This is a genomic window from Rhodococcus sp. AH-ZY2 (assembly GCF_030916465.1).
Lineage (GTDB): Bacteria > Actinomycetota > Actinomycetes > Mycobacteriales > Mycobacteriaceae > Rhodococcus > Rhodococcus ruber.
This window is the reverse complement of sequence record NZ_CP126458.1, coordinates 541,355-565,255: the sequence shown is the minus strand read 5'-3', so window position 1 is coordinate 565,255 and position 23,901 is coordinate 541,355. Positions and strand designations below refer to the sequence as shown.

Annotated in this window: 24 protein-coding genes and 3 tRNA genes; 12 read left to right on the top strand and 15 right to left on the bottom strand. The window is 70.1% G+C overall.

Annotation, left to right across the window (positions count from 1 at the left end; all coding sequences use genetic code 11):
- Window positions 1-54 precede the first annotated feature (54 nt).
- Window positions 55-879 carry a hypothetical protein gene (locus tag QNA09_RS03565; protein ID WP_119699466.1) on the top strand — a complete coding sequence of 275 codons (825 nt, stop codon included), beginning with the start codon at window positions 55-57 and terminating at the stop codon, window positions 877-879.
- A 49-nt stretch (window positions 880-928) separates the two neighbouring features.
- Here QNA09_RS03565 and QNA09_RS03560 read toward each other — a convergent pair whose 3' ends face one another.
- Window positions 929-1,576, bottom strand: coding sequence for a TetR family transcriptional regulator (locus QNA09_RS03560; RefSeq protein WP_010593910.1), 648 nt, complete (start codon window positions 1,574-1,576; stop codon window positions 929-931).
- A gap of 161 nt (window positions 1,577-1,737) precedes the next feature.
- Here QNA09_RS03560 and QNA09_RS03555 point away from each other — a divergent pair, with 161 nt between their 5' ends.
- Entirely contained in the window at window positions 1,738-2,589 is an 852-nt protein-coding gene (locus tag QNA09_RS03555; protein ID WP_010593909.1) for an LLM class F420-dependent oxidoreductase, read from the top strand.
- Window positions 2,590-2,617: 28 nt separating this feature from the next.
- Window positions 2,618-4,084 carry an FAD-dependent oxidoreductase gene (locus tag QNA09_RS03550; protein WP_010593908.1) on the top strand — a complete coding sequence of 489 codons (1,467 nt, stop codon included), beginning with the start codon at window positions 2,618-2,620 and terminating at the stop codon, window positions 4,082-4,084.
- Window positions 4,085-4,189: 105 nt separating this feature from the next.
- Here QNA09_RS03550 and QNA09_RS03545 read toward each other — a convergent pair whose 3' ends face one another.
- From QNA09_RS03545 to QNA09_RS03510, 8 genes are all read right to left on the bottom strand, one after another.
- A complete protein-coding gene (locus QNA09_RS03545) occupies window positions 4,190-5,449 on the bottom strand; it encodes a hypothetical protein (protein ID WP_010593907.1) in 1,260 nt (419 codons plus the stop codon).
- Complete coding sequence (locus QNA09_RS03540; RefSeq protein WP_017680889.1) at window positions 5,443-5,994, bottom strand: hypothetical protein; 552 nt, start codon at window positions 5,992-5,994, stop codon at window positions 5,443-5,445. The genes QNA09_RS03545 and QNA09_RS03540 overlap by 7 nt, the downstream gene beginning before the upstream one ends.
- A 17-nt stretch (window positions 5,995-6,011) precedes the next feature.
- Window positions 6,012-6,206 carry a ferredoxin gene (locus QNA09_RS03535; RefSeq protein ID WP_010593905.1) on the bottom strand — a complete coding sequence of 65 codons (195 nt, stop codon included), beginning with the start codon at window positions 6,204-6,206 and terminating at the stop codon, window positions 6,012-6,014.
- Between the two features lie 11 nt (window positions 6,207-6,217).
- Entirely contained in the window at window positions 6,218-7,570 is a 1,353-nt protein-coding gene (locus QNA09_RS03530) for a cytochrome P450 (RefSeq protein ID WP_017680891.1), read from the bottom strand.
- Window positions 7,567-8,367, bottom strand: coding sequence for an SDR family oxidoreductase (locus QNA09_RS03525; RefSeq protein ID WP_010593902.1), 801 nt, complete (start codon window positions 8,365-8,367; stop codon window positions 7,567-7,569). The genes QNA09_RS03530 and QNA09_RS03525 overlap by 4 nt, the downstream gene beginning before the upstream one ends.
- Window positions 8,360-9,571 carry a cytochrome P450 gene (locus QNA09_RS03520; RefSeq protein ID WP_040274097.1) on the bottom strand — a complete coding sequence of 404 codons (1,212 nt, stop codon included), beginning with the start codon at window positions 9,569-9,571 and terminating at the stop codon, window positions 8,360-8,362. The genes QNA09_RS03525 and QNA09_RS03520 overlap by 8 nt, the downstream gene beginning before the upstream one ends.
- 3 nt (window positions 9,572-9,574) lie before the next feature.
- Window positions 9,575-10,135 (bottom strand): TetR/AcrR family transcriptional regulator, encoded by a 561-nt coding sequence (locus tag QNA09_RS03515; RefSeq protein WP_017680893.1) that lies wholly within the window; start codon window positions 10,133-10,135, stop codon window positions 9,575-9,577.
- Window positions 10,136-10,201: 66 nt separating this feature from the next.
- Window positions 10,202-11,425: a cytochrome P450 gene (locus QNA09_RS03510; RefSeq protein ID WP_040274096.1), complete on the bottom strand. Its 1,224-nt coding sequence runs from the start codon at window positions 11,423-11,425 to the stop codon at window positions 10,202-10,204.
- A gap of 86 nt (window positions 11,426-11,511) precedes the next feature.
- Here QNA09_RS03510 and QNA09_RS03505 point away from each other — a divergent pair, with 86 nt between their 5' ends.
- From QNA09_RS03505 to QNA09_RS03475, 7 genes are all read left to right on the top strand, one after another.
- A complete protein-coding gene (locus QNA09_RS03505) occupies window positions 11,512-12,105 on the top strand; it encodes a TetR/AcrR family transcriptional regulator (protein ID WP_040274095.1) in 594 nt (197 codons plus the stop codon).
- Between the two features lie 236 nt (window positions 12,106-12,341).
- Window positions 12,342-13,823 carry an aldehyde dehydrogenase gene (locus tag QNA09_RS03500; RefSeq protein WP_040274093.1) on the top strand — a complete coding sequence of 494 codons (1,482 nt, stop codon included), beginning with the start codon at window positions 12,342-12,344 and terminating at the stop codon, window positions 13,821-13,823.
- 5 nt (window positions 13,824-13,828) lie between these two features.
- Entirely contained in the window at window positions 13,829-14,590 is a 762-nt protein-coding gene (locus QNA09_RS03495) for an SDR family oxidoreductase (RefSeq protein WP_040274090.1), read from the top strand.
- Window positions 14,587-15,453 carry an NAD(P)-dependent oxidoreductase gene (locus QNA09_RS03490; protein WP_040274088.1) on the top strand — a complete coding sequence of 289 codons (867 nt, stop codon included), beginning with the start codon at window positions 14,587-14,589 and terminating at the stop codon, window positions 15,451-15,453. Before QNA09_RS03495 ends, QNA09_RS03490 begins: the two co-directional genes overlap by 4 nt.
- Window positions 15,450-15,809, top strand: a complete 360-nt coding sequence (locus QNA09_RS03485) for a carboxymuconolactone decarboxylase family protein (RefSeq protein ID WP_010593893.1) — start codon at window positions 15,450-15,452, stop codon at window positions 15,807-15,809. Before QNA09_RS03490 ends, QNA09_RS03485 begins: the two co-directional genes overlap by 4 nt.
- Before the next feature lie 65 nt (window positions 15,810-15,874).
- Window positions 15,875-16,645 carry an SDR family NAD(P)-dependent oxidoreductase gene (locus tag QNA09_RS03480; protein WP_010593892.1) on the top strand — a complete coding sequence of 257 codons (771 nt, stop codon included), beginning with the start codon at window positions 15,875-15,877 and terminating at the stop codon, window positions 16,643-16,645.
- Window positions 16,646-16,756: 111 nt separating this feature from the next.
- The gene (locus tag QNA09_RS03475) at window positions 16,757-17,416 is read left to right on the top strand and encodes a class I SAM-dependent methyltransferase (RefSeq protein ID WP_026137805.1); all 660 of its coding nucleotides are present in this window, start codon (window positions 16,757-16,759) and stop codon (window positions 17,414-17,416) included.
- Between the two features lie 4 nt (window positions 17,417-17,420).
- On the opposite strand, the gene QNA09_RS03470 is transcribed toward QNA09_RS03475, so the two are convergent.
- From QNA09_RS03470 to QNA09_RS03460, 3 genes are read right to left on the bottom strand one after another with little or no spacing between them, the layout of a single operon-like run.
- Entirely contained in the window at window positions 17,421-18,521 is a 1,101-nt protein-coding gene (locus QNA09_RS03470; protein ID WP_017680901.1) for a hypothetical protein, read from the bottom strand.
- Window positions 18,508-19,239, bottom strand: a complete 732-nt coding sequence (locus tag QNA09_RS03465) for a class I SAM-dependent methyltransferase (RefSeq protein WP_099528148.1) — start codon at window positions 19,237-19,239, stop codon at window positions 18,508-18,510. Before QNA09_RS03465 ends, QNA09_RS03470 begins: the two co-directional genes overlap by 14 nt.
- Window positions 19,239-20,477 (bottom strand): glycosyltransferase family 4 protein, encoded by a 1,239-nt coding sequence (locus tag QNA09_RS03460; protein ID WP_026137807.1) that lies wholly within the window; start codon window positions 20,475-20,477, stop codon window positions 19,239-19,241. Before QNA09_RS03460 ends, QNA09_RS03465 begins: the two co-directional genes overlap by 1 nt.
- Window positions 20,478-20,826: 349 nt before the next feature.
- Here QNA09_RS03460 and QNA09_RS03455 point away from each other — a divergent pair, with 349 nt between their 5' ends.
- Window positions 20,827-21,795 (top strand): cyclase family protein, encoded by a 969-nt coding sequence (locus QNA09_RS03455; protein ID WP_010593887.1) that lies wholly within the window; start codon window positions 20,827-20,829, stop codon window positions 21,793-21,795.
- A complete protein-coding gene (locus QNA09_RS03450) occupies window positions 21,792-23,477 on the top strand; it encodes a class I adenylate-forming enzyme family protein (protein ID WP_119699465.1) in 1,686 nt (561 codons plus the stop codon). Before QNA09_RS03455 ends, QNA09_RS03450 begins: the two co-directional genes overlap by 4 nt.
- A 56-nt stretch (window positions 23,478-23,533) precedes the next feature.
- Here the strand turns inward: QNA09_RS03450 and QNA09_RS03445 are convergent.
- The 3 genes from QNA09_RS03445 to QNA09_RS03435 all read right to left on the bottom strand — a co-directional run bounded on the left by QNA09_RS03445 (window position 23,534) and on the right by QNA09_RS03435 (window position 23,866).
- Window positions 23,534-23,607, bottom strand: a tRNA-Asp gene (locus tag QNA09_RS03445).
- Window positions 23,608-23,678: 71 nt separating this feature from the next.
- Window positions 23,679-23,755 (bottom strand) — tRNA-Phe (locus QNA09_RS03440).
- A gap of 37 nt (window positions 23,756-23,792) precedes the next feature.
- Window positions 23,793-23,866: transfer RNA gene (locus QNA09_RS03435), tRNA-Asp, on the bottom strand.
- Between the last annotated feature and the right edge of the window lie 35 nt (window positions 23,867-23,901).

Sequence of the window (23,901 nt, the reverse complement as noted above, 5' to 3'; positions counted from 1 at the left end):
GCACGACTACGGGGCGGACGGTGTTCCGGTTCCGACCACGTACAGGAGCGAAGCATGACCACCAGGACCACCCCGCGCGGGCTGCGCCGGCTCACCGCCGCAGCCTCCCTCACCGTGGCCGCTGCCCTGGCGCTGCCCGCCGTCGCGGCCGCCGAACCCCCCGCGGACCCCGTCGTCGCTGCCGCGCCGGCACCCGATCCGCTCGTCGGCGCCCTCGAGACGCTCCGGGCCCAGCCGGGCGCCGATGCCCTCGCGGTCGCCGCCGCCGAGGCCATCGGCTCCGCGCGCGGGGGCGCCACCGACGTCGCCGAGGACTCGCCGCTCTCCGCCTACGAGGACGCCGTGGAGTTCCTGCGCGGCCTCGGCATCGAACCGTTCCTCTACCCCACCGGCGCGCCCTTCTGCACCGAGGGCGGCAGCCTGCCGCTCGGCATCGCCCCCGCCGTCGCCGGGGCTGCCCCCGGCCCGTGGCCGAACCTGAACATCCCGATGGTCGGGCCCGTCAACGCCGTCGATCCCGGGGAGACCCTGTTCGCCTTCGTGCCGATGGGCGTGGAGAAGGACGGCGCGAACACCACCGGGATGCAGGTCGCGTGGTTCAACGTCAACACCTTCCAGGGCGGGTTCGTGCCCATGGGCACCATCGCCGAGGCCGCGGCGCTCGCCGTCCCCGGGGGCGTGCCCGAGTTCGCCCGGCCGCTCGTCGCCACCGCGGTGCAGAACTTCTTCGCCGGTGCGGTCCCGCTCGGCGGAGTCCGCGCAGCACCGGTCGCCACCGGCTCGGGAACCGTCCTCGCCGCCGTGTTCGGCACGGTGCAGAACGGCGAGACGTCGTGCTTCTTCCTGCCGACCGTGGGCATCGTGGAGGTCCCGGCCTGATCGTCCGCGTCCGGGGTGTGTGTGCACGCCCCGGACGCGGACGATCGCGTCAGCCGATCGCCTGCAGCTTCTCCAGCCGGTCGAACACGAGCCGGACCACACTGTCCATGTGCGCCATCACCTGGTCCGCGGTGGCCCGGCCGGCCGCCCAGCTCACCAGGTTCGACATCCACACGTCGGCGATCACGTGCACCGCGTTGAGCAGTTGCTCGCTCACCACCTCGACGCCCGCCGCGCGGGCGTACATCCCGGTCATGATCGCTCCGAGCCGGTCGAGTTCGGCCGAGGACGACGCGTCCGCGAACATCGCTGCACGCACGAGCGCGTCGTAGAGGTTGTGGTCGCTCTCGAGCCGGCCGATGTAGCCGTGCAGCACCGACATGATCCGCTCGTGCGCCGAGTCACCGGGGATCTCGGTCTCGCCGAACCGGTTGCTCAGGTCTTCGAACAGCAGCACCATCGCCACCACCAGCAGGTGGTTCTTGGACGGGAAGTAGCGGTACACGGTGCCCAGGGCCACGCCCGAGCGCTCGGCGACGGCGCGCATCTGGACCGCGTCGTAGCCGCCTTCCGAGGCCAGCTCCTTCGCGGTCTCGATGATCCTCAGGTAGCGGGCGCGCTGGGCCGGCTTCAGGTCCGCGCCCAGAAACGACGCGGGCCGCACCTTCGATCGCGATGCTGCGCTCGCCTCCGCCATCGTCCTCACCTTTCGTACGTCTGTCCGCCAGCGTAGTGCGCTCCCCGTCCCGCGGCGCCCGGACCCGTGCGGATTGAATGGACAGCTGTCTGGAACGAGTTCCACCGCACACTAGAACGCGTTACAGTTGCCTGGACTCGACCAGTAGGGAGGCAGCGTCCGTGCGTCACGGCATCACCCTGTTCACCAGCGATCGCGGCATCCGGCCGGAGCGGGCCGCCCGGGCAGCCGAGGAACGCGGCTTCGACGCGTTCTACGTCCCCGAGCACACCCACATCCCCGTGCGCCGCGAATCCGCACATCCCGGCACCGGCAACGAGACGCTGCCCGACGACCGGTACCGCCGGACCCTGGATCCGTGGGTCGCGCTCGGGCTCGCCGCGGCCGTCACCTCGACCATCCGGCTCGGCACCTCGGTCGCCCTGCCCCTCGAGCACGACCCCATCACGCTGGCCAAGACCGTCGCGACCCTCGATCACCTCTCCGGCGGGCGGGTCGTCCTCGGCGCCGGATTCGGCTGGAACGCCGAGGAACTCGCCGACCACGGCGTACCGCCCGGAAAACGGCGCACCGCGCTGCGCGAGTACCTCGAGGCGATGCAGGCCCTGTGGAACGAGGACGAGGCGGCCTACGCCGGGCAGTTCGTCTCGTTCGGCCCGAGCTGGGCCTGGCCCAAACCGATCCAGCAGCCCCGCCCACCGGTGCTGATCGGCGCGGGCGGCACCGACCGCACCTTCGCGTGGATCGCCCGCTCCGCCGACGGCTGGATCACCACCCCGATCGAACGCGACATCGACGACCGCGTCGAACGGCTGCGGACCACCTGGACCGAAGCCGGCCGCGACGGCGCCCCGGAGATCGTGGTCCTCGCCGGCCGGCCCGACCCCGCCCGGCTCCAGCGGTGGCGCGACCTCGGCGTGACCGAAGTGATGTTCGGCCTGCCCGACCGCCCCGAGGACGAGATCCTCGCCTACCTCGACAAGCTCGCCGCCACGCTGGACTCGACCCGCTGACGGTCCACGACAGAGAAGGAACACCTCCATGACCACTGCCGCCTTCCGCCCACTGCGCGCCGCCGAGATCACCGCCTGGGACCACGAGGCCGACGTCGTCGTCGCCGGCTACGGCATCGCCGGGGTCTCGGCCGCCATCGAGGCCGCCCGCGCCGGCGCCGACGTGCTGATCCTCGAACGCACCGGCGGCTGGGGCGGTGCCGCGGCCCTGTCCGGCGGCATCGTCTACCTGGGCGGCGGCACACCGCTCCAGCGCGAACTCGGATTCGAGGACACCCCCGAGAACATGAAGACGTTCATGCTCGCCGCCCTCGGCCCCGGCGCCGACGAGGCCAAGATCGCGGACTACTGCGACGGCAGCGTCGAGCACTACCGGTGGCTCACCGAGAACGGAGTGGTGTTCAGATCGGCGTTCTGGGGCGAGCCCGGCTGGGAGATCCCCGGCGACGAGGGCCTGATGTACTCGGGCGGCGAGAACTCCGCACCCTTCAACGAGATCGCCACGCCCGCTCCGCGCGGCCACGTGCCGCAGATGAGCAACAAGCGCACCGGCGAGCAGGGCGGCGGGTACATGCTGATGAAGCCGCTGGCCGAGACGGCCGAATCCCTCGGGGTGACACCGGTGTTCGACATCCGGGTGCAGCGGTTGATCGTCGACGACGCGGATCGGGTCGTCGGGATCGCCGCGAAGAAGTTCGGCGACGAGGTCTTCGTGCGGGCACGTCGCGGCGTCGTGCTCACCACCGGTAGCTTCGCGTACAACGACGCCATGGTCACCGCGTTCGCCCCGCAGCTCATCGGCCGGCCGGCCGCCGCGATCGAGGAGCACGACGGCTGCTCCATCCGGATGGCTCAGGCCCTCGGCGCCGACCTCGCGCACATGGGCGCCACCGAGGTGGCGTTCTTCGCCGATCCGCAACTGATGGCACGCGGCATTCTCGTCAACGCCCGCGGCCAGCGGTACGTCCCCGAGGACACCTACCCCGGACGCGTCGGACAGCTCACCCTTCTGCGCAACGACAACCAGGCGTACCTCGTCATCGACGAGGCTTCCTACGAAGAAGGCTGTGCCACCACCAGTTCCACTCCGTACTTCCGGTTCCCGCCGAAATGGGCGGCGGAGACGGTCGCCGAACTCGAATCCGACATGGGCCTGCCGGAGGGCACTCTGCAGGCCACCGTCGAGGTGTACAACCGGCACGCCGCGGCCGGCACCGACCCCGTCCTCGGGAAGAAGCCCGAGTGGGTCAGACCGATCGGGACCCCCGTCGCAGCGCTCGACCTGCGCAACTGCACCGCGGGCTTCACCCTCGGCGGCCTGCACACCACCGTGAACTCGGAGGTCCTGCACGTCTCCGGCGAGCCGATCCCGGGCCTGTACGCCGCGGGCCGCTGCACCTCCGGTGTGTGCGCAGGCGGCTACGCGAGCGGCACGTCGCTCGGGGACAGCAGCTTCTTCGGCCGCCGCGCCGGCATCGCCGCCGCCGCGACCTGAACGTTCCCCCACCCCGTCGGTGTGGCCGAATGTCACATCGGTTCGATCGAATCGAACCGATGTGACATTCGGCCGGTACGGGCCGGACGGATGGGGGCGGGGCGTTCAGACGACGGTGAGCGGCAGGGGGATTCCCCGGTCGGCGAACGCGAAGGTCGCGCCGGTGCTGAAGCGGGTGATCGCGACCTCGCCGCACTCGCTCGCGGGTTCGGCCTCGCGGATCACCTCGACGGTGAGCGCGTGGGCGTCCTCGGACACCACGCGCGCGGTGAAGTGCGGGTCGACGCCGCGCACCAGCGCCTGCAACGGCCCGAGGTGGTCCCCGTCGATCAGGGTGGGCCACGATCCGTCCGCGTCGGCACCCCCGGACCGCCCGAGGCGCAGGTGCAGCCTGCCGGGCTCCCAACTGATCTCGCAATCGACGTACTGCCTCGGCGCGAACACAGGGTGGACCGAGAGCACCGTCGCCAGTCCTTCGACGTCGCGCGGCAGGCCGAGGGCGTCGCGTAGCCGCTCGGACGCCAGCCCCGCAATGCCGGTCAGCTGCTTGCGGGCGAGGGACAGCGCGGTGTCCTCGTCGGTGCGTTTGCGCACGCCGAGAAGGAAGCCCAGCGTGAGCAGATGCTGTTGCAGGCACACCTCCTCCGCGATCCGTACGAGGGCCGAGTGCGAGAAGTCCGCGAACCGCAGGTCGGAGAGCAAGGGGCCGGAGTAGTCGCCGCGTCCCTCGTCCGCCGGGTCGATCGGACCGAGTTCCACCGCGACGGCCGCGGTAAGGCCGATCGCCTCGGTGTGCGGGGCGGTCTCCGGCGGCACGTGCGACGGGTCGATCGTCACCGTCCACGCGCAGTGCGGGTGGCGGTCGGCCGGCCGGCGCGGGGGCCGGTGGATCGGCCGCACCTGCGCGTGCGGGTTGGTGGCGAGGGCGGTCGCGTCGAAGGTGGGGTCCTCGATGTCGTGGCACATGGCCGTCACATACGCCTCGCCCAGCGGCTCGACGTCCATGAGCGCGCCGCAGTGGTCGAGCCGGAACTCGCCGTGGTCGTGGTCGTCGACGCGGAACCGGAAGTCCATGAACTGTGGCGGCGCACCGATGTCGAGCTGCAGCCCCTTGAAGATCGTCTCGACGCCGTCGCCCTCGTACCGCAGGGCGCGCTGCATGCGCCGGGTGTACCACGGGCTCGACGCCTGCCACTCCTCGACGGCCACCTCGGCCATCCCCTGCCGTCCGAACGCCGAGATCAGGTGGGCCATCCCGGACCGGTCGACGAGCTGGCCGCACAGAAGCAGTTCGGGGACGAGGACGGCGAGGTCCGACCGGGTGAGCGCGGCGAACGAGTCGCGGACGTTCACCGGGCTCACCACAGCGGCACCGGTGCCTGTCCGGCCGGGTACCAGCCGGGCAGGCGTTTCGTCGACGTCGACCGTTCGATCCGCCTGTTCATGCCGTCGGACAGGGTGCCGGCCGTGATCATCTCCAGGAACAGGTGGGAGACGTTGCCGAAGTCGAAGAAGTCGCGCTGCCAGGACCACTGGAAGTCCCCGCCGTAGCGGAACCAGCTGCCGCCGAAGCCGTACACCTCGTAGTGTGATCCGTCGTCGCGGGTCGCGTCGGCGACCTGCTTCCAGAAGCCGATGACGTCGCCGGTCCGCTCGTCCACGACGAACCGCTGGTAGGGGTACTGCCATCCCTCGAGACCGGCCATCTCCTGGCCGAGGGCGAGTTCGCGGATCTCCGCCCTTCCGACGGCCATGAAGTCGTCCTTCGGGCCGTAGTTCCAACCGTAGGTCGCGTCCTCGGTGTACATCTCGGCCAAGGGCTTCCAGTCGCCGGCTGCCTCGGCCTTCATGTTCGCTCCGATCCAGCGTTCGATCATCTCGTCGAGTTCGGCTCGGTCGAACGGTGCCATGACGTGTCTCCTCGGGATCAGTCCTCGACGATGCGGAGGGCTCGGGTGGGGCAGTACCGGACGGCGGATTCGACGTCGCCGCGCAGGTTTTCGGGTATGTCGTCCATCAGGATCCGGACCGTGCCGTGCTTGGGAACGTCGAAGACGTCCGGTGCTTCCAGCGCACACATCGCATGCCCCTGACACAGGTCGAGGTCTGCTTCCACTTTCACGGGGGGTGTCCTCACATCCGACGGCGGTAGCGCACCGCACACGGCTGCGCGAGCTGAACCACCATCTTGGAATGGTCGTTGCGGTAGGTTCCGGACGGCTGGGACATCTCGAATTCGTAGTCCCGCAGCAGGACCGAGAAGATCGCCTTGAGCTGCATGAGGGCGAACGCCGCGCCCACGCACCGGTGCCGGCCCGCCCCGAACGGAATCCAGGTCCAGCGATTGACGATGTCCTCCTGCCGCGGATCGATGTAGCGGCCCGGATCGAAGGAATCGGGCTCCGGGAAGTCCTCCGGGATGCGGTTGGAGATCGCCGGGGTGGCGCCGACGAGATCGCCCTCCCCGATCCGGTAACCCTCGACCTCGAACTCGCCGCGCGCGACGCGCAGCAGCAGGATCAGCGGCGGGTGCAGCCGCAGCGTCTCCTTCAGTACCGCCTCGAGCAGCGGGATCTGCCGCAGCGCATGGAAACTCACGCCCTCACCGTCGGCGTAGAGGACGTCGAGCTCGTCGGTGACCCCGCGCAGGTACTCCGGATTGCGCAGCAGCTCGATCAGCGCCCAGGCCGCCGTTCCCGACGTGGTGTGGTGGCCGGCGAACATCATCGAGATGAAGATGCCGGTGATCTCGTCCGCGCTGAACCGCTTGGCGCCGTCCTCGTCCTCGATCGAGACGAGGACGTCGAGCATGTCGCGGTCCTCCCTGCCTCGGGGCGGGTTCGCGATGCGATCGACCATGATCTCCTCGACGAGGGCGACCAGCCCGCGACGAGCCTCGTCGCGGCGACGGAAGCTCTCGATGGGCGCGTAGGGGTCGACGAAGGCGAGCGCGTCGGTGCCCTTTTCCAGGTCGTGGTACAGGCGCGCGAACCGGCTGTCGAGCTGGCCGCGGAACTTCTTGCCGATCAGGCAGGCCGAGGACGTGTAGATCGTCAGCTCCGCGAAGAACTCCAGCAGGTCGATCTCGCCCTCGTCGCCCCAGCCCGCGACGATGTCCCGGACCTCGCGCTCGATCGTGGCCGCGTGACCCTTCATCTGCTCGCCGCGCAACGCCGAGTTGTGCAGCATCTCCTTGCGGCGCTCGGGGCTGGCGTCGAAGACCACACCCTCCCCGAAGACCGGCTTCATGAACGGGTACGCGGCCTGCTGGTCGAGGTCCTCGTCGGCGGAGCGGAAGAAGAACTCGTTGGCCCGCGCGCCGGAGAGCAGCACGACGTTGCGGTCGGCGAGCTGGAAGACCCCCACGTCGCCGCACTCGTCGCGGACGCGCTGCATCAGTCCGATGGGGTCGGTGCGCAGCTCCTCGAGGTGGCCGTGTTCGTGCTCGCCCCCCGAGACACGCGTGGGAGTGACGATCGTGGTCATTCAGGGTCCTTTCCCCGAGAGTCCTTCAGCAGCGGCGCTTCCGGTTGCACTTCGGTCAGTACCAGGTGGGTTCCGCGCGGGGCCGACACGACGGCGACGACGGCGTTCGCGATCTCGGAGGCGCGGAGGAAGTAGGAGTGCCGGGCGAAGCCCCATCTGGTCCAGTCGGCGAGCAGCGGCTCGATGACCTCCGCGGGGGCGTCGAGCCCCATCCCGGTCTGTGTCGGGCCGGGACGCACCACCGACGCGCGAACCCCCGTGCCCTCGAGTTCCATCCGCATCTGGCGCACGAGCGCCTCGAGACCGGTCTTGGCGGCGACGTAGGCGCCCATGCGGGGCCGCGCGACGTCGGCGCAGTCCGAACCGATGACGACGAAGTCGCCGCGGCGCCGTTCGATCATCCCGGGGAGCACGCGATGGGCGAGACGCTGCGTGCCGACGAGGTGGACGTTCACCTGGAACTCGAACCGGTCCGGATCCATCTCGTGCACGAGCCGGAAATCCATGTCGCCGGCGCCGGACAGGACGATCTCGGTGGGGCCCAGGGCGTTCTCGGCGGCGGTGACGAACTCGTCGACCGAGTCGGTGGACGACACGTCGAGGAAGTGCGCGACGGCCTCGCCGCCTTCGCCGCGGATCTTCTCCGCGAGGGCCTCGCACTGTTCGACGCGCCGGGCGCCGAGGGCGACCGGGTGACCGAGGGCGGCGAGTGCGAACGCGGTGGCCGTACCGATGCCGGAGGAGGCGCCGCCGACGATCGCGGGCCGGCGCGGCGGATTGGGCTCGAATCTAGGCATGGCGCCGGGTCACCTCTACGGGCAGGGCCGCGAGGCCTCGGACATTGGTCGAGTGCACGCGCTCGCAACGGTCGAAGTCGACGTCGTAGTCGGCGACGCGCGCGGCGAACTGTTCGAGCGCGATGTTCGCCTCGAGGCGCGCGAGGTGGGCACCGAGGCAGAAGTGCACGCCGCCACCGAAGCTGGCGATCCTGGACGCGCTGTCGCGGCCGATGCGGAAGGTGTCGGGATCGGCGAACACCTCGGCGTCGCGGTTTGCCGAACCGATGAGCAGCAGTACCTTGTCGCCCGCGCGGATGGTGCCGTCGTGCCGTTCGATGTCGGTGGCGGCGGTGCGCGCGACGATCTGGCTGGAGGTGTCGTAGCGCAGTGTCTCCTCCACCCAACCGGAGACGGCGTCCGGGTTGCCGAGGACGCCGGCCAGCTCGGTCTTGTTCTTCGCACCCCAGTACAGCGCGTTGCCGAGAAGTTTGGTGGTGGTCTCGTTGCCCGCGACGACCATCAGGAACATGAAGCCGATGATCTCGTCGTCGTCGAGGCGGTCTCCGTCGACCTCGGCGTCGAGCAGGGCCGAGGTGAGGTCCTCGGTCCGGTGTGTGCGGCGCTGCGCCAGCATGTCCGCGTAGTAGCCGACGAGGTTCAGCGACGCCTCCATCGCCGCGACGGGCACGTCGAGCACGCCCTGCTCCCGGTGGACCACGAGATCCGCCAGCCGGCGCAGTTCGGCGCGGTCGGCCTCGGGCACACCCAGCAGTTCGGAGACGACGTCCATCGGGAGCTTGCCCGCGAACTCCGCGATCCAGTCGAATTCGCCCGTGCCCAAGGCGGTGTCGAGGTATCGGAGGGTCAGCTCGAGGATGCGGCCGCGCAGGTCGGCGACCCGGCGCGGGGTGAAGCCCTTCGAGACGAGCCGGCGCATGCGCATGTGGCGGGGGTCGTCCATCGCGAGAAACGACATGACCTTGTGGGCGTGGGGTCCGTAGGCCGACGGGTCGAGGGAGACCCCGTTGGCGCTGGAGAGCCGGGTGTGGTCGCGGAAGCCCGCGACGACGTCGGCGTGCCGGGACAGGGCCCAGAAGCCGAGGTCGTCGTTGCGATAGAGCGGCGCCTCCTCGCGCAGACGCCGGTAGACCGGGTACGGATCCTCGTGGAAGCCGTAGTCGTAGGGATCGAACAGGAGCGGTTCGAGCGAAGCCTGGGTCATGCGCTACTCCAATAGAAGTGCGGCGGAGGTCTCCAGCCGATCGGCGATCTTCTCGTAGGTCTCGTATCCCATGCCCGCGCGGACGAGGGCGCCGGCGTAGAGCATTTCCAGCGCCTCGATCTCGTCGGGATCGGCGTCGGGGCCGAGCGCGGTGGCGAGCCGCGCCCGGATGTCGAGGCCGATGCGGGCGCGCAGGTGTTCGACGTCGGGGTCGCGGCCGAGCAGTGCGCTGGTGACCGCGCCGGCGAGTTCGGGCTCGTCGGCCATCATCAGCGCGACGTTGCGCAACACCGCGACCACCCGGCCGACGCGGTCGGTCGTGGCCGCCTCGGGTTCGGGCGAGGCGGCAAGCCGGCGCCAGAACACTTCGGCGACAAGGTGTTCCTTGGACGAGAAGTAGGTGTAGGCGGTCGCCGGTGCGACACCGGCCCGGGCGGCGACGTTGCGTACGGTCAGTCCTGCGAACCCCTCTTCCCGCAGGACCTCCACGGCAGCGCGCGTCAGGCGATCCACGGTGTCGGCCTGCTTCTCGGTGAGACGGCGGCGGGTGGATTCGAGATTCACATTTCTGGACACGTGTCTGGACATTACTACGGTCGCCTGTCCGGGGCAACGGCCTCCGTACACCGGTCACCCCTTCGGGTACACGCGTACGGGCATGGATTTGATGCCGTTGACGAAGTTCGAGCGCAACCGCCGGACCGGGCCCGCGGGCTCGACGCGCTCGATCCGGCGTGCGAGCGTCTCGAACAGGATCCGCAACTCCAGCCGCGCCAGGTGCGCACCCAGGCAGAAGTGCACCCCGGTGCCGCCGAACGCCACATGCGGATTGTGGGTGCGCCCGATGTCGAAGACGTGCGGATCCTCGAAAACGTCCTCGTCCCGGTTCGCGCTCGGGTAGTAGACCACCACCTTGTCCCCCGCCTCGACGGGCTGGCCCCCTATCGTCGCCGGGCACGTCGGAGTGCGGCGGAACCCGATCACCGGGGTGACCCACCGGAGGATCTCCTCGACCGCACCGGCGGCGAGTTCCGGCTCGGCCTGCAGGCGACGCCACTGCTCCGGATGGTCGACGAAGGCCTGCATGCCGCCGGCGGCGGCGTTGCGCGTCGTCTCGTTCCCGGCCACCACCAGCAGCACGAAGAACATGTCGAACTCCATCTCGGTCAGCGTGTCACCGTTCTCGTCCGGCCGGACGAGCCGGGAGACGATGTCGTCGCGCGGCTCCGCCCTGCGCGCCGCGGCGATCTCGTTGGCGTACAAGAAGATCTCCGCGGCGGCGAGTTCTCCGTCGGCGCGGGTGTTGCCGTATTCCGGGTCGTCGAACCCGATCATCCGGTCGGACCAGTCGCAGAGCCTGTCGACGTCCTCCCCGGGTGCGCCGAGCAGGGCGGCGATCACCTCGAGCGGAAGCGGAGCGGCGGCCACCGGTACGAAGTCGACGACCGCGCCGTCGCGGCCCCGCTCGACGAGATCGTCGACGACGCGGTTGCAGATGCCGCGGATGTGTCCCTCGAGCGTCCGGACCGCCCGGGGCGTGAATCCGCGGCTGACGAGCTGGCGCAACCGGGTGTGCTCGGGCGGATCGAGGTTGACGAGCATCGCCGCCTGTTTGCGGCGGGTCTCCTCGTCGAACTCGTCGATCTGCGTCGTGCCGAGCGCCGACGAGAACGTGGTGCTGTCGCGCGAGACCGCGGTGACGTCCGCATGCCGCGTCACCGCCCAGTAGCCGGGTCCGTCCTCCTCGTCCTGCCGGTAGACCGGGCAATTGCGCCGCAGCTCGGCGAAGACGTCGTGAGGGACGCCCTCGGTGTAGAGGTCGGGGTTCTTCAGGTCGATACGGGATGCCGTCACGGGACCACCTCGCACATGTCTACGAATGACCGTCGTTTACAAGCTACACACATTCGTTTGAAATGGAAGATCCGTAGGATGGCTGCATGGGGACCGGAGAGCACAGGCCGATACGCCGTCGGAATCTCAGCCGCGAGAAGGTGATCGACGCGGCCTCGGCGGTGGTGGACGAGTCCGGCTGGGAGCAGCTGACGATGAGCACCCTCGCCGGCCGTCTCGGCATCGTCACCGCCTCGCTCTACAACCACGTCCGCGGACTCGACGACGTCCGCGGTGAGATCCAGGTGCGGACGATGACCGAGCTCGGCGCCCGGCTCCGCGAGGTGGCAATGGGCCGCAGCGGGCCCGAAGGCCTGCGCGCTCTCATCGATGCGCACCGGGCGTGGGCCTCCGAGCATCCGCACCGCTACCAGGCGCTGACGGTGGCGCCGGGCGACCGCAGCGCCCTGCTCGCGGCGGCCCTCGACGCGAATTCAGCCCTCCGCTCGATGCTCGCCTCGTGCGGGGTGCCGGAGGAGGACACGCTCGAGGCCGCGGTGAGCCTGTTCACCGCGATGCACGGGTTCGCCGTGATCGTGCGCAGCGGCTTCCTCGGCGACGAGCTCGACCTCGACCGCATCTACGAGAACGTGGTCGCGGGCGCCCTGGCCGCCGCTCGCGCGGCCTCCGCGCGATCCTGAGTCCGTCCCACGCCGTCGCCGGAGGAAAAACTGCCGGCCGTCCCGAGTGCCCGCCGGCGCGTCCCTGCCGCCGCGCGGACCGGTCCGGCGGCATTGCGCCACCCCCCTAGCCGAACTATAGTCCAGACAGCTGTCCAGAAAATGAGGGGCCTCACATCGTGCCGCCCGGCACTCGACGCCCCGCCGGACCCGTTCCGATACCGCCCGCCACGCCGCCCCGACGAACGGAAGCACCGATGTCCCTGATTCCGACCGGCAGCTCGGCACTGCTCATCGACGGCAAACTCGTTCCCGGTTCGGGAGGCACGTTCGAGGTCGTGAACCCGGCGACGGAGGAAGTCCTCGGCACCGCCGCCGACGGCACCGCCGCCGACGCGGACGCCGCGATCGAGGCGGCCCGTCGCGCCTTCGACACCACCGGCTGGTCCCGCAACCATTCCTTCCGGGCCCGCTGCCTGCGTCAGCTCCGCGATGCGCTGCGCGGTCACCTCGAGGAACTGCGGGCGATCACCATCGCCGAGGCCGGCGCCCCCCGATTCCTCACCACCGGAGCCCATCTCGAGGGCCCCGTCGGCGACCTCGGGTACTTCGCCGATCTGGCCGAGAACTACGCGTGGCGCCAGGATCTCGGCAACGCCGCGCCGATGGGCATCCCCACCCACCGCTACGTGCTCCGCGAGGGGGTCGGTGTCGTCGGGGCGATCACCCCGTGGAACTTCCCGCACCAGATCAACTTCGCCAAGCTGGGCCCCGCGCTCGCCGCCGGCAATGCGATGGTGCTCAAGCCCGCGCCCGACACGCCGTGGTGCGCCGCGGTCGTGGGCCGGATCCTCGCCGAGGAGACCGACATCCCGCCGGGCGTGGTGAACATCGTGACCTCGAGCGACCATGCCCTCGGCGCCCTGCTCGCGACCGACCCGCGGGTGGATCTCGTGTCGTTCACCGGATCCACCCCCACCGGCCGGTCGGTGATGCGCGCCGCCTCGGACACCGTGAAGAAGGTGTTCCTCGAACTCGGCGGCAAGTCGGCGTTCATCGTGCTCGACGACGCCGATCTCGGCGCCGCCTGCTCGATGGCCGCCTTCACCGTGTGCACCCACGCCGGGCAGGGGTGCGCCATCACGACCCGCCTGCTCGTCCCCCGCGGCCGCTACGAGGAGGCGGTCCGCGTCACCGCCGACGCGCTGCGCGGCATCCGGCCCGGCGACCCGGACGACCCCGGCACGGTGTGCGGTCCGCTGATCTCCGAGCGCCAGCGCGCCCGGGTCGAGGGCTATCTGCGGCTCGCCGTCGAGGAGGGCGGGACGATCGTCGTCGGCGGTGGCCGCCCCGCCGAGCACGAGCGCGGCTTCTTCGTCGAACCGACACTGATCGCCGGGGTCGGCAACGACGCGCGGGTCGCCCGGGAGGAGATCTTCGGGCCGGTCCTCGTGATCCTCCCCTACGACGGCGACGACGAGGCGATCCGCATTGCGATCGACTCCCCCTACGGCCTGTCCGGAGCCGTCTGGGGTACCGACGAGGACCGGATCCGCCGGGTCGTCGAGGGGGTCCGCACCGGCACCCTGAGCGTCAACGGCGGGATCTGGTACGCCGCCGACGCTCCGTTCGGCGGCTACAAGCAGTCCGGAATCGGCCGCGAGATGGGTGTGGCCGGCTTCGAGGAGTACCTGGAGACCAAACTCGTCGCCGAACCCGCGGCGAAGCAGAGAGGCTGACGAACATGATCCGCAGCACAACGCGTTTCGCCGACCGTACCGCCATCGTCACCGGGTCGGCCCAGGGCATCGGCGAGGCGTACGCCAAGGCCCTTGCCGCCGAGGGCGCCTCGGTCGTCGTGGCGGACATCGACACCGAGCGCGGCGAGCACGTGGCCGAGCAGATCGTCGCCGACGGCGGGACCGCCGTCTTCAAGACCGTCGACGTGTCCGATCCCGGTTCGGCCGGCGAACTCGCGGCATTCACGGTCGAGACGTTCGGCGGCATCGACCACGTGGTCAACAACGCCGCGATCTACGGTGGCATGAAACTCGATCTGCTGCTGACGGTTCCGTGGGACTACTACAGGAAATTCATGAGCGTGAACATGGACGGCGCGCTGAACGTCACCCGCGCGGTGTGGCCGCACATGACGGCGAACGGCGGCTCGCTCGTCAACCAGTCGTCGACCGCCGCATGGGTGTACTCCGGCTTCTACGGCCTGGCCAAGGTCGGCGTCAACGGACTCACCCAGCAGCTGGCCACCGAACTCGGCGGCTCGAACATCCGCATCAACGCGATCGCCCCGGGCCCGATCGACACCGAGGCCACCCGCACCGTCACACCGGGAAACATGGTGGCGGACATGGTTTCCAGACTGCCACTGAAACGGATGGGCACCCCCGGGGATCTGGTGGGCATGTGCCTGTTCCTGCTCTCCGACGAGGCGGACTGGATCACCGGGCAGATCTTCAACGTCGACGGCGGCCAGGTGATCCGCTCGTGACCCGGCTCGGCTGCATCGGCCTCGGCAACATGGGGGCCCCGATGGCGAAGCGACTGCTGGACCGGCCGGGTGGGCTCACCGTGCTCGACACCCGGCCCGAGGCCGTCGCGCCGTTCACCGCGGCCGGCGCGCGAGCCGCCGACGACCCCGCAGACCTCGCGCGCGAATGCGACGTCGTCTGCGTCACCGTCGTCGACGATGCCCAGGTCCGCACAGTCGTCGCGGGACTGCTCGGCGGCGCGCGGCCCGGCACGGTCATCGCGGTCCACTCGACCGTCGCCGACACCACCGCCGTGGAACTCGCCGCCGCATGCGCCGAGCGCGGGCTCGAGCTCGTCGACGCTCCCGTCAGCGGCGGGGCCCCCGGCGCCGAGCAGGGCCGGCTCGCGGTGATGGTCGGCGCCTCCGACGCGGCGTTCGACATGGTGCGCGAACCGTTCTCGTGGTTCTCCGACCTCGTCGTGCACGCCGGTCCGGTCGGCGCGGGCACCCGGATGAAGCTGGCCCGGAATCTGCTGCACTTCGTGTCGTTCACCGCTGCCGCGGAGGCGCAGCGGCTCGCCGAGGCGGCCGGGCTGGACATCACCGCGCTCGGGAAGGTGGTCCGCCACACCGACGCGATCAGCGGGGGCGCCGGGGCGATCATGCTCCGGGACACCACCGCACCGATCCCACCGGACGACTTCTGGTTCCCGATCCTCGACCACGTGCGTGCGCTGGGCGAGAAGGACCTGTCGCTGGCCCTCGGTCTCGGCGCTCGGCTCGGCGTCGACCTGCCCCTCGCGGCGCGCGCGCTCGGCGACCTCGGTCCGGGTCTCGGGGTGGGCCGGGGAGAGAACGCACGACAGGAGGAGCCCGCATGACCGACGACCGCCGCCGCCGCGGCCTGGACATGATGTCGCAGGTGTACGGCTGGGAGATGCAGGACGGGCCCGGCGACCATTTCGCCGTCACCGCAGACCACCTCTTCGCCGACATCTGGTCCCGGCCCGGGCTGAGCATCCGCGACCGGCGGCTGCTGTTGCTCGGCGCGCTCACCGCACAGGGGCTGATCGACGTGGCCGAGATCCAGGTCGGGGCCGCACTCCACAACGAGGAACTCGACGAACCGCAACTGAAGGAGATCGCCCTGTTCCTGTGCCACTATGTCGGATGGCCGCTCGGCACCGAACTCGACTCGATGATCGGCGGCGTGCTCGCCCGGCGCCGCAAGACGTGAGCCCACCGAGGGAGTTCCCCGAGCCCGCTCGGGGCCCCGCGGCGCGAGAACCGAAGGAGTGAGCAGTGCAGGACTTCGCGGACCGCCCGGGCGCGGCCCTCGTGGCCGGCGGCACCGGCGGGATCGGCCGGGCGGTGTGCCGGATGCTGGCCGAGCGCGGCAGCGACGTCGCCTTCACGTTCCGCCGCAACGACGGGGCCGCCGCCGCACTGGCGGCGGAACTGCGCACACTCGGGGCGAAGGCGCTGCCGCTGCAGGCGGAGCTGAGCGACAGTGCCGCGGCCGCCGGGGTCGTGGACGCAGCCGTCGCGACGTTCGGTGCACTGCACACACTCGTCCACGCGGCGGGACCGCACGTGCCGATGGTGCACCTGAGCCGGGTGACGCCCGCGCAGTTCCGCGACCAGCTCGTGGGCGACGCGGGCGCGTTCTTCAATCTCGTCCACCCGGTACTGCCCCGGCTGCGGGAGTCGCGGGGCAACATCGTCGCGGTGACGACGGCGGCGACCCGCCGGTTCCCGGTCCGGGACGGCCTGTCGGCCGGACCGAAGGGTGCGATCGAAGCCCTCGTGCGGGCGCTGGCGGCCGAGGAAGGGCGATTCGGGGTGCGGGTCAACGCGGTGGGGCCGGGCATGCTCACCGACGGCACCGCCGCCCGGCTGATCGGGTCCGGCGAACTCGACGAGCGCGCACTGTCCGTCGCGCGCAACAACATTCCCCTGCGACGCTTCGGCGACGCCCACGACGTCGCCGAGGCCGTCGCCTTCCTCGCCTCGGACCGGGCGGACTTCGTGTCCGGGCAGATCCTCGACGTCGACGGCGGCTACGGCGCCTGACCTGCATCCGGCGGCTTGCCGGGTGGCCCGCCGGAACCGGTGGGTACTGTGGTTCCGATACGTACCGCTTCCGAGCACACCGTGGACCGCAACGAACGGAGACCGATCATCATGACCCGCACCACCCTGCCCCGGGAGACGATCGAGCTGGCCGAGGCGACACCGGGTTTCATGCCGATCGACGAGGGCACGGCCCTGCACGACGCCGCGGTCCGGTATCTCGGCGACGGGGTCGGCGTCGAGATCGGCACCTACTGCGGGCGCTCGACCGTCTATCTCGGAGCCGCCGCGAAGGCCACCGGGGGAACCATCGTCACGATCGACCATCATCACGGGTCCGAGGAGCACCAACCCGGATGGGAGTACCACGATCCGGCCCTCGTCGACCCGCACACCGGGCATCTGGACACGGTGGGACGGTTCCGCCACACCCTGGCCGACGCGGACCTCGAATCTCATGTCGTGGCGGTGCTGGGACGATCCGGCCAGGTCGCGGAGTTCTGGCGGACCCCGGTGTCGTTCGTGTTCGTCGACGGTGGTCACAGCAGTGAGGCGGCGCAGGCGGACTACGCGGGCTGGGCGCCGTGGGTGCGTGTCGGCGGCGCCCTGATCATCCACGACGTGTTCCCCGATCCGAAGGACGGCGGCCGTCCCCCGTACGAGGTCTACCTGCGCGCGCTCGGGAGCGGCGAGTTCACCGAGGTGTCGGTGACCGGTTCGCTGCGCGTGCTCGAACGCACTTCCGGCACCGCCGGAATGCTGCCGGGCTGACGGCTCAGACCGTCACCCGGCAGTCCTCGTGACAGCTCTCGGCGGCGACCCATCCGGCGGGTGCGGTGGCGTCGCGGAACACTCCGTTGCCGGCGGTGCTGCGCGAGAGCGCGTCGGCGGCGAGGATGACCGCAGCGCTGGTCCAGGAGCTCTTCTCCACGGGCCAGCGCTTTCCGTCCGTGAACACCATTCCGGTCCAGTAGGACCCGTCCGGGTCGCGAAGATGCTGCATGGCGGCCAGCAGGATCCGGGCCGTCGTGGCCTCACCGATCGCGTCCAGGGCGAGGACGAGCTCGCACGTCTCGGCACCCGTCACCCACGGCCGGTGGTCGACGCAGCGGATGCCGATGTCGCCGACCACGAAATCGTCCCAGCGCTCCCGGATCCGTTGCCGGGCCGGCGCACCGCGCACCGCCCCGCCGAGGATCGGGTAGTACCAGTCCATCGAGTACTCCGGCTTGGGGGTGAATGCCTCCGGATGCCGTCGCAGCACGTGGCCGAGCCGGTACCACGCGACCTCCCAGTCCGGATGGGGGTCGCCGACCACCTCCGACAGGCGCAGCCCGCACTGCAGACTGTGGTGGATGCTCGAACACCCCGTCAGCAGAGCCTCGTCGGCCGTGCCGTGTTCGCCTCGAGCCCAGTAGATCTCGCCTCCGGGTGCCTGCAGCTCGAGCACATGGTCGAGGGCCGCCCGCACCGTCGGCCACAAGCGCACCACATGGTCGGTGTCGCCCGTGACGAGGTAGTGGTGCCACACCCCCACCGCGATGTACGCGGTGAAGTTCGAGTCGGCGTCGTGGTTCTCGACGGCGTCCCCGCGGAACTGCATGGGCCACGAGCCGTCCGGCCGCTGGGTCCGACGGGACCAGTCGAAGGCCGCCTCGGCCTCCTCGAACAACCCCGCGGCGGTGAGCGCCATCGCGGACTCGATGTGGTCCCACGGGTCGGTGTGACCGCCGGGGAACCACGGGATCGCTCCGGAGGACTCCTGCATGTCGGCGATCGCGCGGGCGGTTCGCAGGCACTGATCCTCGGACAGCACTCCCGGCACGGCCGGAACCGCGTGCCGTGCCCCGCCGGGGCGGAAGTCAGCGGCCGACAACGGGAACCGTCGGCTTCTCGAGGTAGAACACGACGCTCTTGCCGAGCACCGGATTCAGCAACGATTCCGCCGTGCGCGTCAGCCACGGCCCCTGCATCAGGTCCCATACGAGGAGACGGTGATACGCCTTCGTCAGGGGGTTGTCGTCGTTTTCGACGCCCACGGCGCATTTGAGCCACCAGTACGGCGAATGCAGGGCATGGGCGTGGTCCCGGCCGCGCACCGTCAGGCCTGCGGCCGTCAGCTTCGCTGCCAGTTCGTCGGCCTTGTAGATCCGCACGTGGCCGCCCTCGACCTCGTGATACGCGTCGGACAGCGCCCAGCAGATCTGCTCCGGCAGCCACCGCGGGACGGTGACGGCCGCGACGCCGCCGGGTTTGAGCACCCGCACGAATTCGGCGATGGCGCGGTCGTCTTCGGGCACGTGCTCGAGCACCTCGGAGATCAGCACCACGTCGAAGGTCTCGTCGTCGTAGGGCAGGGCGAGGGCGTCGCCCACCTCGGCCCGGGCCAGTGCTCCCTCGGGTACCTGGCCCTCGAGTTCCATCGCCGCGAACATGTCGCCGACGGCCTTCATGTCCTCCGCGCTGCGGTCGAACGCCACCACGTCGGCGCCCCGGCGGTAGAGCTCGAACGAGTGCCGTCCGGCGCCCGCGCCGATGTCGATGGCACGGTCACCGGGTTCGACCCCCAGCCGGTCGAAATCGACTGTCAGCATCAGACTTCGGTCCTTCCTGCCTGGGCCGCAACGGTATCCCGGTAGGCCTGGGCGGTCCGGGCGGCCACGGCCGCCCAGCTGAATCGCTCGAGCACCCGGGCCCGCGCCACCGACCCCAGCCGGGCCTGTTCGGCGGGATCGTCGAGAACCCGTGCCAGCGCCGCGGCCAGCTGTTCGCTGTCACCCGGGGGCACGAGGATGCCCGCATCGCCGACCACCTCGGGAATCGCGCCGGCGCGGCTCGCCACGAGAGGCGTGGCGCAGGCCATGGCCTCGACCGCGGGCAGCGAGAACCCCTCGTAGAGTGACGGGACCGCGGCCACCTGCGCCGAACCGAGCAGTCCGGCCAGCTCGCCGTCGTCGATCCCGGAGACGGTGCGTACCGAGTCCCCGATGGCGAGCTGCTCGATCAGCTTCTCGGTGACGCCGCCCGCGGCGAGCTTGGTGACGAGCACCAGCTCGACCTGCCGCTCGGTGCGGAGCTTCGCCACCGCCTCGAGCAGATTGGCGACGCCCTTGAGCGGTGCGTCCGCGCTGGCCACGCACACGATGCGGCCGGACACGCGTTCGGTCGACGGCGGGGCGAAGATCTCGGTGTCCACTCCCAGCGGGATCGTGCGCAAGCGCCCGTCGGGGATGTCGAACGCGGTACGGATGTCGTCCTCGGAGGATTTCGAGACGGTGAGCAGGGTCGGGATGCGCCGCGCCACCCGGGCCTGCATGCGCAGGAATCCGTACCATCGGCGCAACGTGATCCTGCGGCGCAGCGTCGGGGCGCTCGCGAGGTCCAGCTCCCGGTCGCGGGTGATCGGATGGTGGATGGTCGCGACGAGCGGCAGGCCCGCATCCGCGATCCGGAGCAAGCCGTAGCCGAGGCACTGGTTGTCGTGCACGACGTCGAACTCCCCGGCCCGGTCGCGCAGCAGCCGGGCCACGCGCAGACTGAAGGTCAACGGCTCCGGGAACCCCGCCGTCCACATCGTGCCCAGCTCGAGCAGGTCGATCGCGTCGCGGATCTCCCGCGGGTGCGGAAAGCGGAACGGGTCGTCGTCGCGATAGAGGTCGAGGCTCGGGACCTTCACCAGGGTGACCCCGTCGTCGAGCTCGGGATACGGCTGCCCGGAGAACACCTCGACGTCGTGGCCGAGTGCCGCGAGTTCGCGGCTGAGATGTCGAACGTACACGCCCTGACCACCGCAGTGCGGCTTGCTGCGGTACGACAGCAGAGCTACTCGCACAGATCACCTCGTTCGTCGTGTCACCGGAGTGCGTCCGTCCGGAAGATCGAACTCACTCTAGAACATGTTCTCATCCGACGCTCGACCCGGCTCCGCCCTGCGGATCAGCGCCGGAACCGCACCGGGTCCGGTGCAAACTGAACGTACAGGGTGGCGACCCGTTCCGCCGTCGAAGACCCGCCGAGACGACACCGGCCCAGGCTCTGCGGTGCGCATCACGAGCGGGCGGCGCGCCCTCGTCCTCCGCGGGTTGACACCTCGAGATGTGACCTACACCATAAGCGAACGCTTACCGTACGAACGCTCGGTGAGCGGCAACTGCACCTCGACCCCCGAAACAGGAGACGGTATGTCCGACGCCCCGTCCATGCGCGAACTGCTCGGCGACGACGCCCCCAGCAACTGGGGACGCTGGGGCGCCGACGACGAGATCGGAGCTCTGAACTTCCTCGGCACCAAGGAGGTTCTCGGCGGAATAGCCGAGGTCGAGTCCGGCGACGTGTTCACCCTGCAGATCCACATGGGCCGCAAGGAGGCCCCCGGCGATCCCCTGTGGCCCAGCCGCAGCGGCATCGATCGCCGCAACACCCTCGACGAATCGTCGTGGGACGGCGAGGACGCCCCGCAGTTCCCCGGCGGACTGCACTACGCCGACGACACCGCCACCCTCTTCCTGCAGGGCTCCACCCAGTACGACGCCCTCGGCCACGTCTGGTACGACGGCAAACTCTGGAACGGATACGACGCGCGCAGCACCGTCGGCAGCATGGACAAGGCCTCGGTGCTGCCGATCGCCGAGAAGGGCGTCGTGGGCAGGGGGATCCTGATCGATATGGCCCGCCACCGGGGCAAGGAGTGGCTCGACGCCGGCGAGACCTTCGACCACAACGACCTCGAGGCGGCCGCCGCCGCCCAGGGCGTGACCATCGAGCCGCGCGACATCCTCGTGATCCGTACCGGCTGGCTGAAGTACTGGTACAGCCTCGAAGACACCACCGAGTTCTACGCCGATTTCTGCGAACCCGGCCTGACGTACAGCCGCGGACTCGTCGAATGGTTCCGGAACCGGGAGATCCCCAACCTGGTCACGGACACCATCGCCAACGAGGTGACCACCGACCCGGCCAGTGGCGTGGCGCTGCCCCTGCACTGCGCGCTCATGCGCAATCTCGGCGTCGCCCTCACCGAGATCGCCTGGCTCGAGGACCTCGCCGACGCGTGCGCCGCCGACAACCGCTGGACCTTCCTGTACACCGCGGCCCCGCTGAAGGTCGTGGGCGGCACGGGCGCCCCGGTCAATCCGGTCGTCATCCGATGAGCGCAGCCGGACCCCGCGACGCGCACACGGGCGTCTACGACAGCAAGCCGTGGCTCGCGCGCTACGCGCCGGGCCTGCCGACCCACATCGAGCCGGAGTACACCGACGCGCTGGAGATGTTCCGCGCCACCGTCGCTCGCGACCCGGACGCGGACATCATCCGCTACTTCGACGGGCGCCTGACCCGCCGTGAACTCGACGAGCAGTCCGACGCGTTCGCGGCCGCACTGACGGCCCACGGCTTCTGCCCGGGTGAGCGGGCGGCGCTGTTCCTGCAGAACGTCCCGCAGTTCGTCGTGGCGCAGCTCGGTGTCTGGAAGGCCGGCGGTATCCCGGTCTCCGTCAACCCCATGAACAAGGAACGCGAGCTCGGTGAAATCCTCCTGGACTCGGGGGCTACCGTGCTCGTTGCACTCCAGGGGCTGTACCGGGACGTCGCACAGCACGTCGTCGCCGGCACCGCCGTCCGGATCGTGATCACCACGTCCGAACTGGAATACCAGACGCGTGGAGACGAGCGGATCTTCTCCGGCATCGAACGCCTCGATCTGCCCGGCACTCTCGACCTGCAGGCGCTCCTGGCCGAGTTCCGGGGACGGCCCGTCCCGGTGCACGCCCTCGGCCCGGACGACATCGCGTTCCTCACCTACACATCCGGTACGACCGGACCACCGAAGGGTGCGATGACCACTCACCGCAACGTGGTGTTCAATGCCCGCACCTACCGGGAATGGGTGGGACTCGGCGCGGACGACGTCGTGCTGGGCATCGCCCCGCTGTTCCACATCACCGGGCTCGTCGGGCACATCGCCGTCGCCCTGCTGACAGGCGCGCCCCTGGTGTTGATGTACCGGCTCGACCCAGGCGTGACCCTCGAAACGGTGGCGGTGGAACAGGCGACGTTCACGGTCGGCTCGATCACCGTGTTCATCGCGCTGATGAACGTTCCCGGCGCCCGCGGTGAGTCGCTGAAGACGCTGACCAAGATCTTCTCCGGCGGAGCGCCGATACCGCCGAGCACCGTCGCGGCGTTCGAGACGTTCTCGGGGACGTACATCCACAACATCTACGGCCTCACCGAGACCACCTCTCCCTCGCATGCAGTTCCGTTCGGCACCCGGGCTCCGGTGGACGAGGCCTCCGGCGCCCTGTCGGTCGGAGTCCCGACCTTCGACACCGTCGTGCGGATCGTCGACGAGGACGGCAACGACCTTCCCGTCGGGGAGGTGGGCGAGCTCGTCACGTCGGGGCCGCAGGTGGTCGCCGGCTACTGGAACAAGCCCGAGGAGACCGCGACCGCGCTGCCCGGGGGTGCCCTCCACACCGGGGACGTCGGGTACATGGACGCCCACGGCTGGTTCTACATCGTCGACCGCAAGAAGGACCAGATCAACGCCGGTGGGTACAAGGTCTGGCCGAGAGAGGTCGAGGACGTGCTCTACGAGCACGATGCGGTGCGCGAGGCCGCGGTCGTGGGGGTGGTGGACAGCTACCGCGGCGAGACGGTCAAGGCGTTCGTCAGCCTCCGTCCGGGGCACTCGGTCACCGAGGAGGAACTGATCGCCTTCGCCAGGGAGAGGATGGCGGCGTACAAGTACCCGCGGCTGGTGGAGATCATCGACGAGATCCCGAAGACCGTGTCCGGCAAGCTTCTTCGCAGGGAACTCCGGGCCCGCGGCTGAACCGGGCAGGACGGCGAAGGCCCGGTCCGTGTCGGGACCGGGCCTTCGCCGTGAAGCGACCCTGACGGGACTCGAACCCGCGACCTCCGCCGTGACAGGGCGGCGCGCTAACCAACTGCGCCACAGGGCCGTGTGCATCCCCGAAGGGGATTTCCACAGAAAACCCACCGCCGGGCGGTGGGCCTACCGTATGAAGTTGTGTGGTGGCCAGGGCCGGGATCGAACCGGCGACCTTCCGCTTTTCAGGCGGACGCTCGTACCAACTGAGCTACCTGGCCGGACGGCACCCGAACCGAATGCCAATTGCCAACTCTGCGACCCTGACGGGACTCGAACCCGCGACCTCCGCCGTGACAGGGCGGCGCGCTAACCAACTGCGCCACAGGGCCATGCTCTTCACTTGTGGTCAAACCGTACTGCATGC

Coding starts and splice junctions, on each gene's coding strand:
- QNA09_RS03565 (WP_119699466.1), top strand. CDS start 55: ATGACCACCAGGACCACCCCGCGCGGGCTGCGCCGGCTCACCGCCGCA.
- QNA09_RS03550 (WP_010593908.1), top strand. CDS start 2,618: ATGACCACTGCCGCCTTCCGCCCACTGCGCGCCGCCGAGATCACCGCC.
- QNA09_RS03530 (WP_017680891.1), bottom strand. CDS start 7,570: ATGACCACGATCGTCACTCCCACGCGTGTCTCGGGGGGCGAGCACGAA.
- QNA09_RS03500 (WP_040274093.1), top strand. CDS start 12,342: ATGTCCCTGATTCCGACCGGCAGCTCGGCACTGCTCATCGACGGCAAA.
- QNA09_RS03505 (WP_040274095.1), top strand. CDS start 11,512: ATGGGGACCGGAGAGCACAGGCCGATACGCCGTCGGAATCTCAGCCGC.
- QNA09_RS03525 (WP_010593902.1), bottom strand. CDS start 8,367: ATGCCTAGATTCGAGCCCAATCCGCCGCGCCGGCCCGCGATCGTCGGC.
- QNA09_RS03455 (WP_010593887.1), top strand. CDS start 20,827: ATGTCCGACGCCCCGTCCATGCGCGAACTGCTCGGCGACGACGCCCCC.
- QNA09_RS03540 (WP_017680889.1), bottom strand. CDS start 5,994: ATGGCACCGTTCGACCGAGCCGAACTCGACGAGATGATCGAACGCTGG.
- QNA09_RS03520 (WP_040274097.1), bottom strand. CDS start 9,571: ATGACCCAGGCTTCGCTCGAACCGCTCCTGTTCGATCCCTACGACTAC.
- QNA09_RS03475 (WP_026137805.1), top strand. CDS start 16,757: ATGACCCGCACCACCCTGCCCCGGGAGACGATCGAGCTGGCCGAGGCG.
- QNA09_RS03560 (WP_010593910.1), bottom strand. CDS start 1,576: ATGGCGGAGGCGAGCGCAGCATCGCGATCGAAGGTGCGGCCCGCGTCG.
- QNA09_RS03495 (WP_040274090.1), top strand. CDS start 13,829: ATGATCCGCAGCACAACGCGTTTCGCCGACCGTACCGCCATCGTCACC.
- QNA09_RS03465 (WP_099528148.1), bottom strand. CDS start 19,239: ATGCTGACAGTCGATTTCGACCGGCTGGGGGTCGAACCCGGTGACCGT.
- QNA09_RS03450 (WP_119699465.1), top strand. CDS start 21,792: ATGAGCGCAGCCGGACCCCGCGACGCGCACACGGGCGTCTACGACAGC.
- QNA09_RS03485 (WP_010593893.1), top strand. CDS start 15,450: ATGACCGACGACCGCCGCCGCCGCGGCCTGGACATGATGTCGCAGGTG.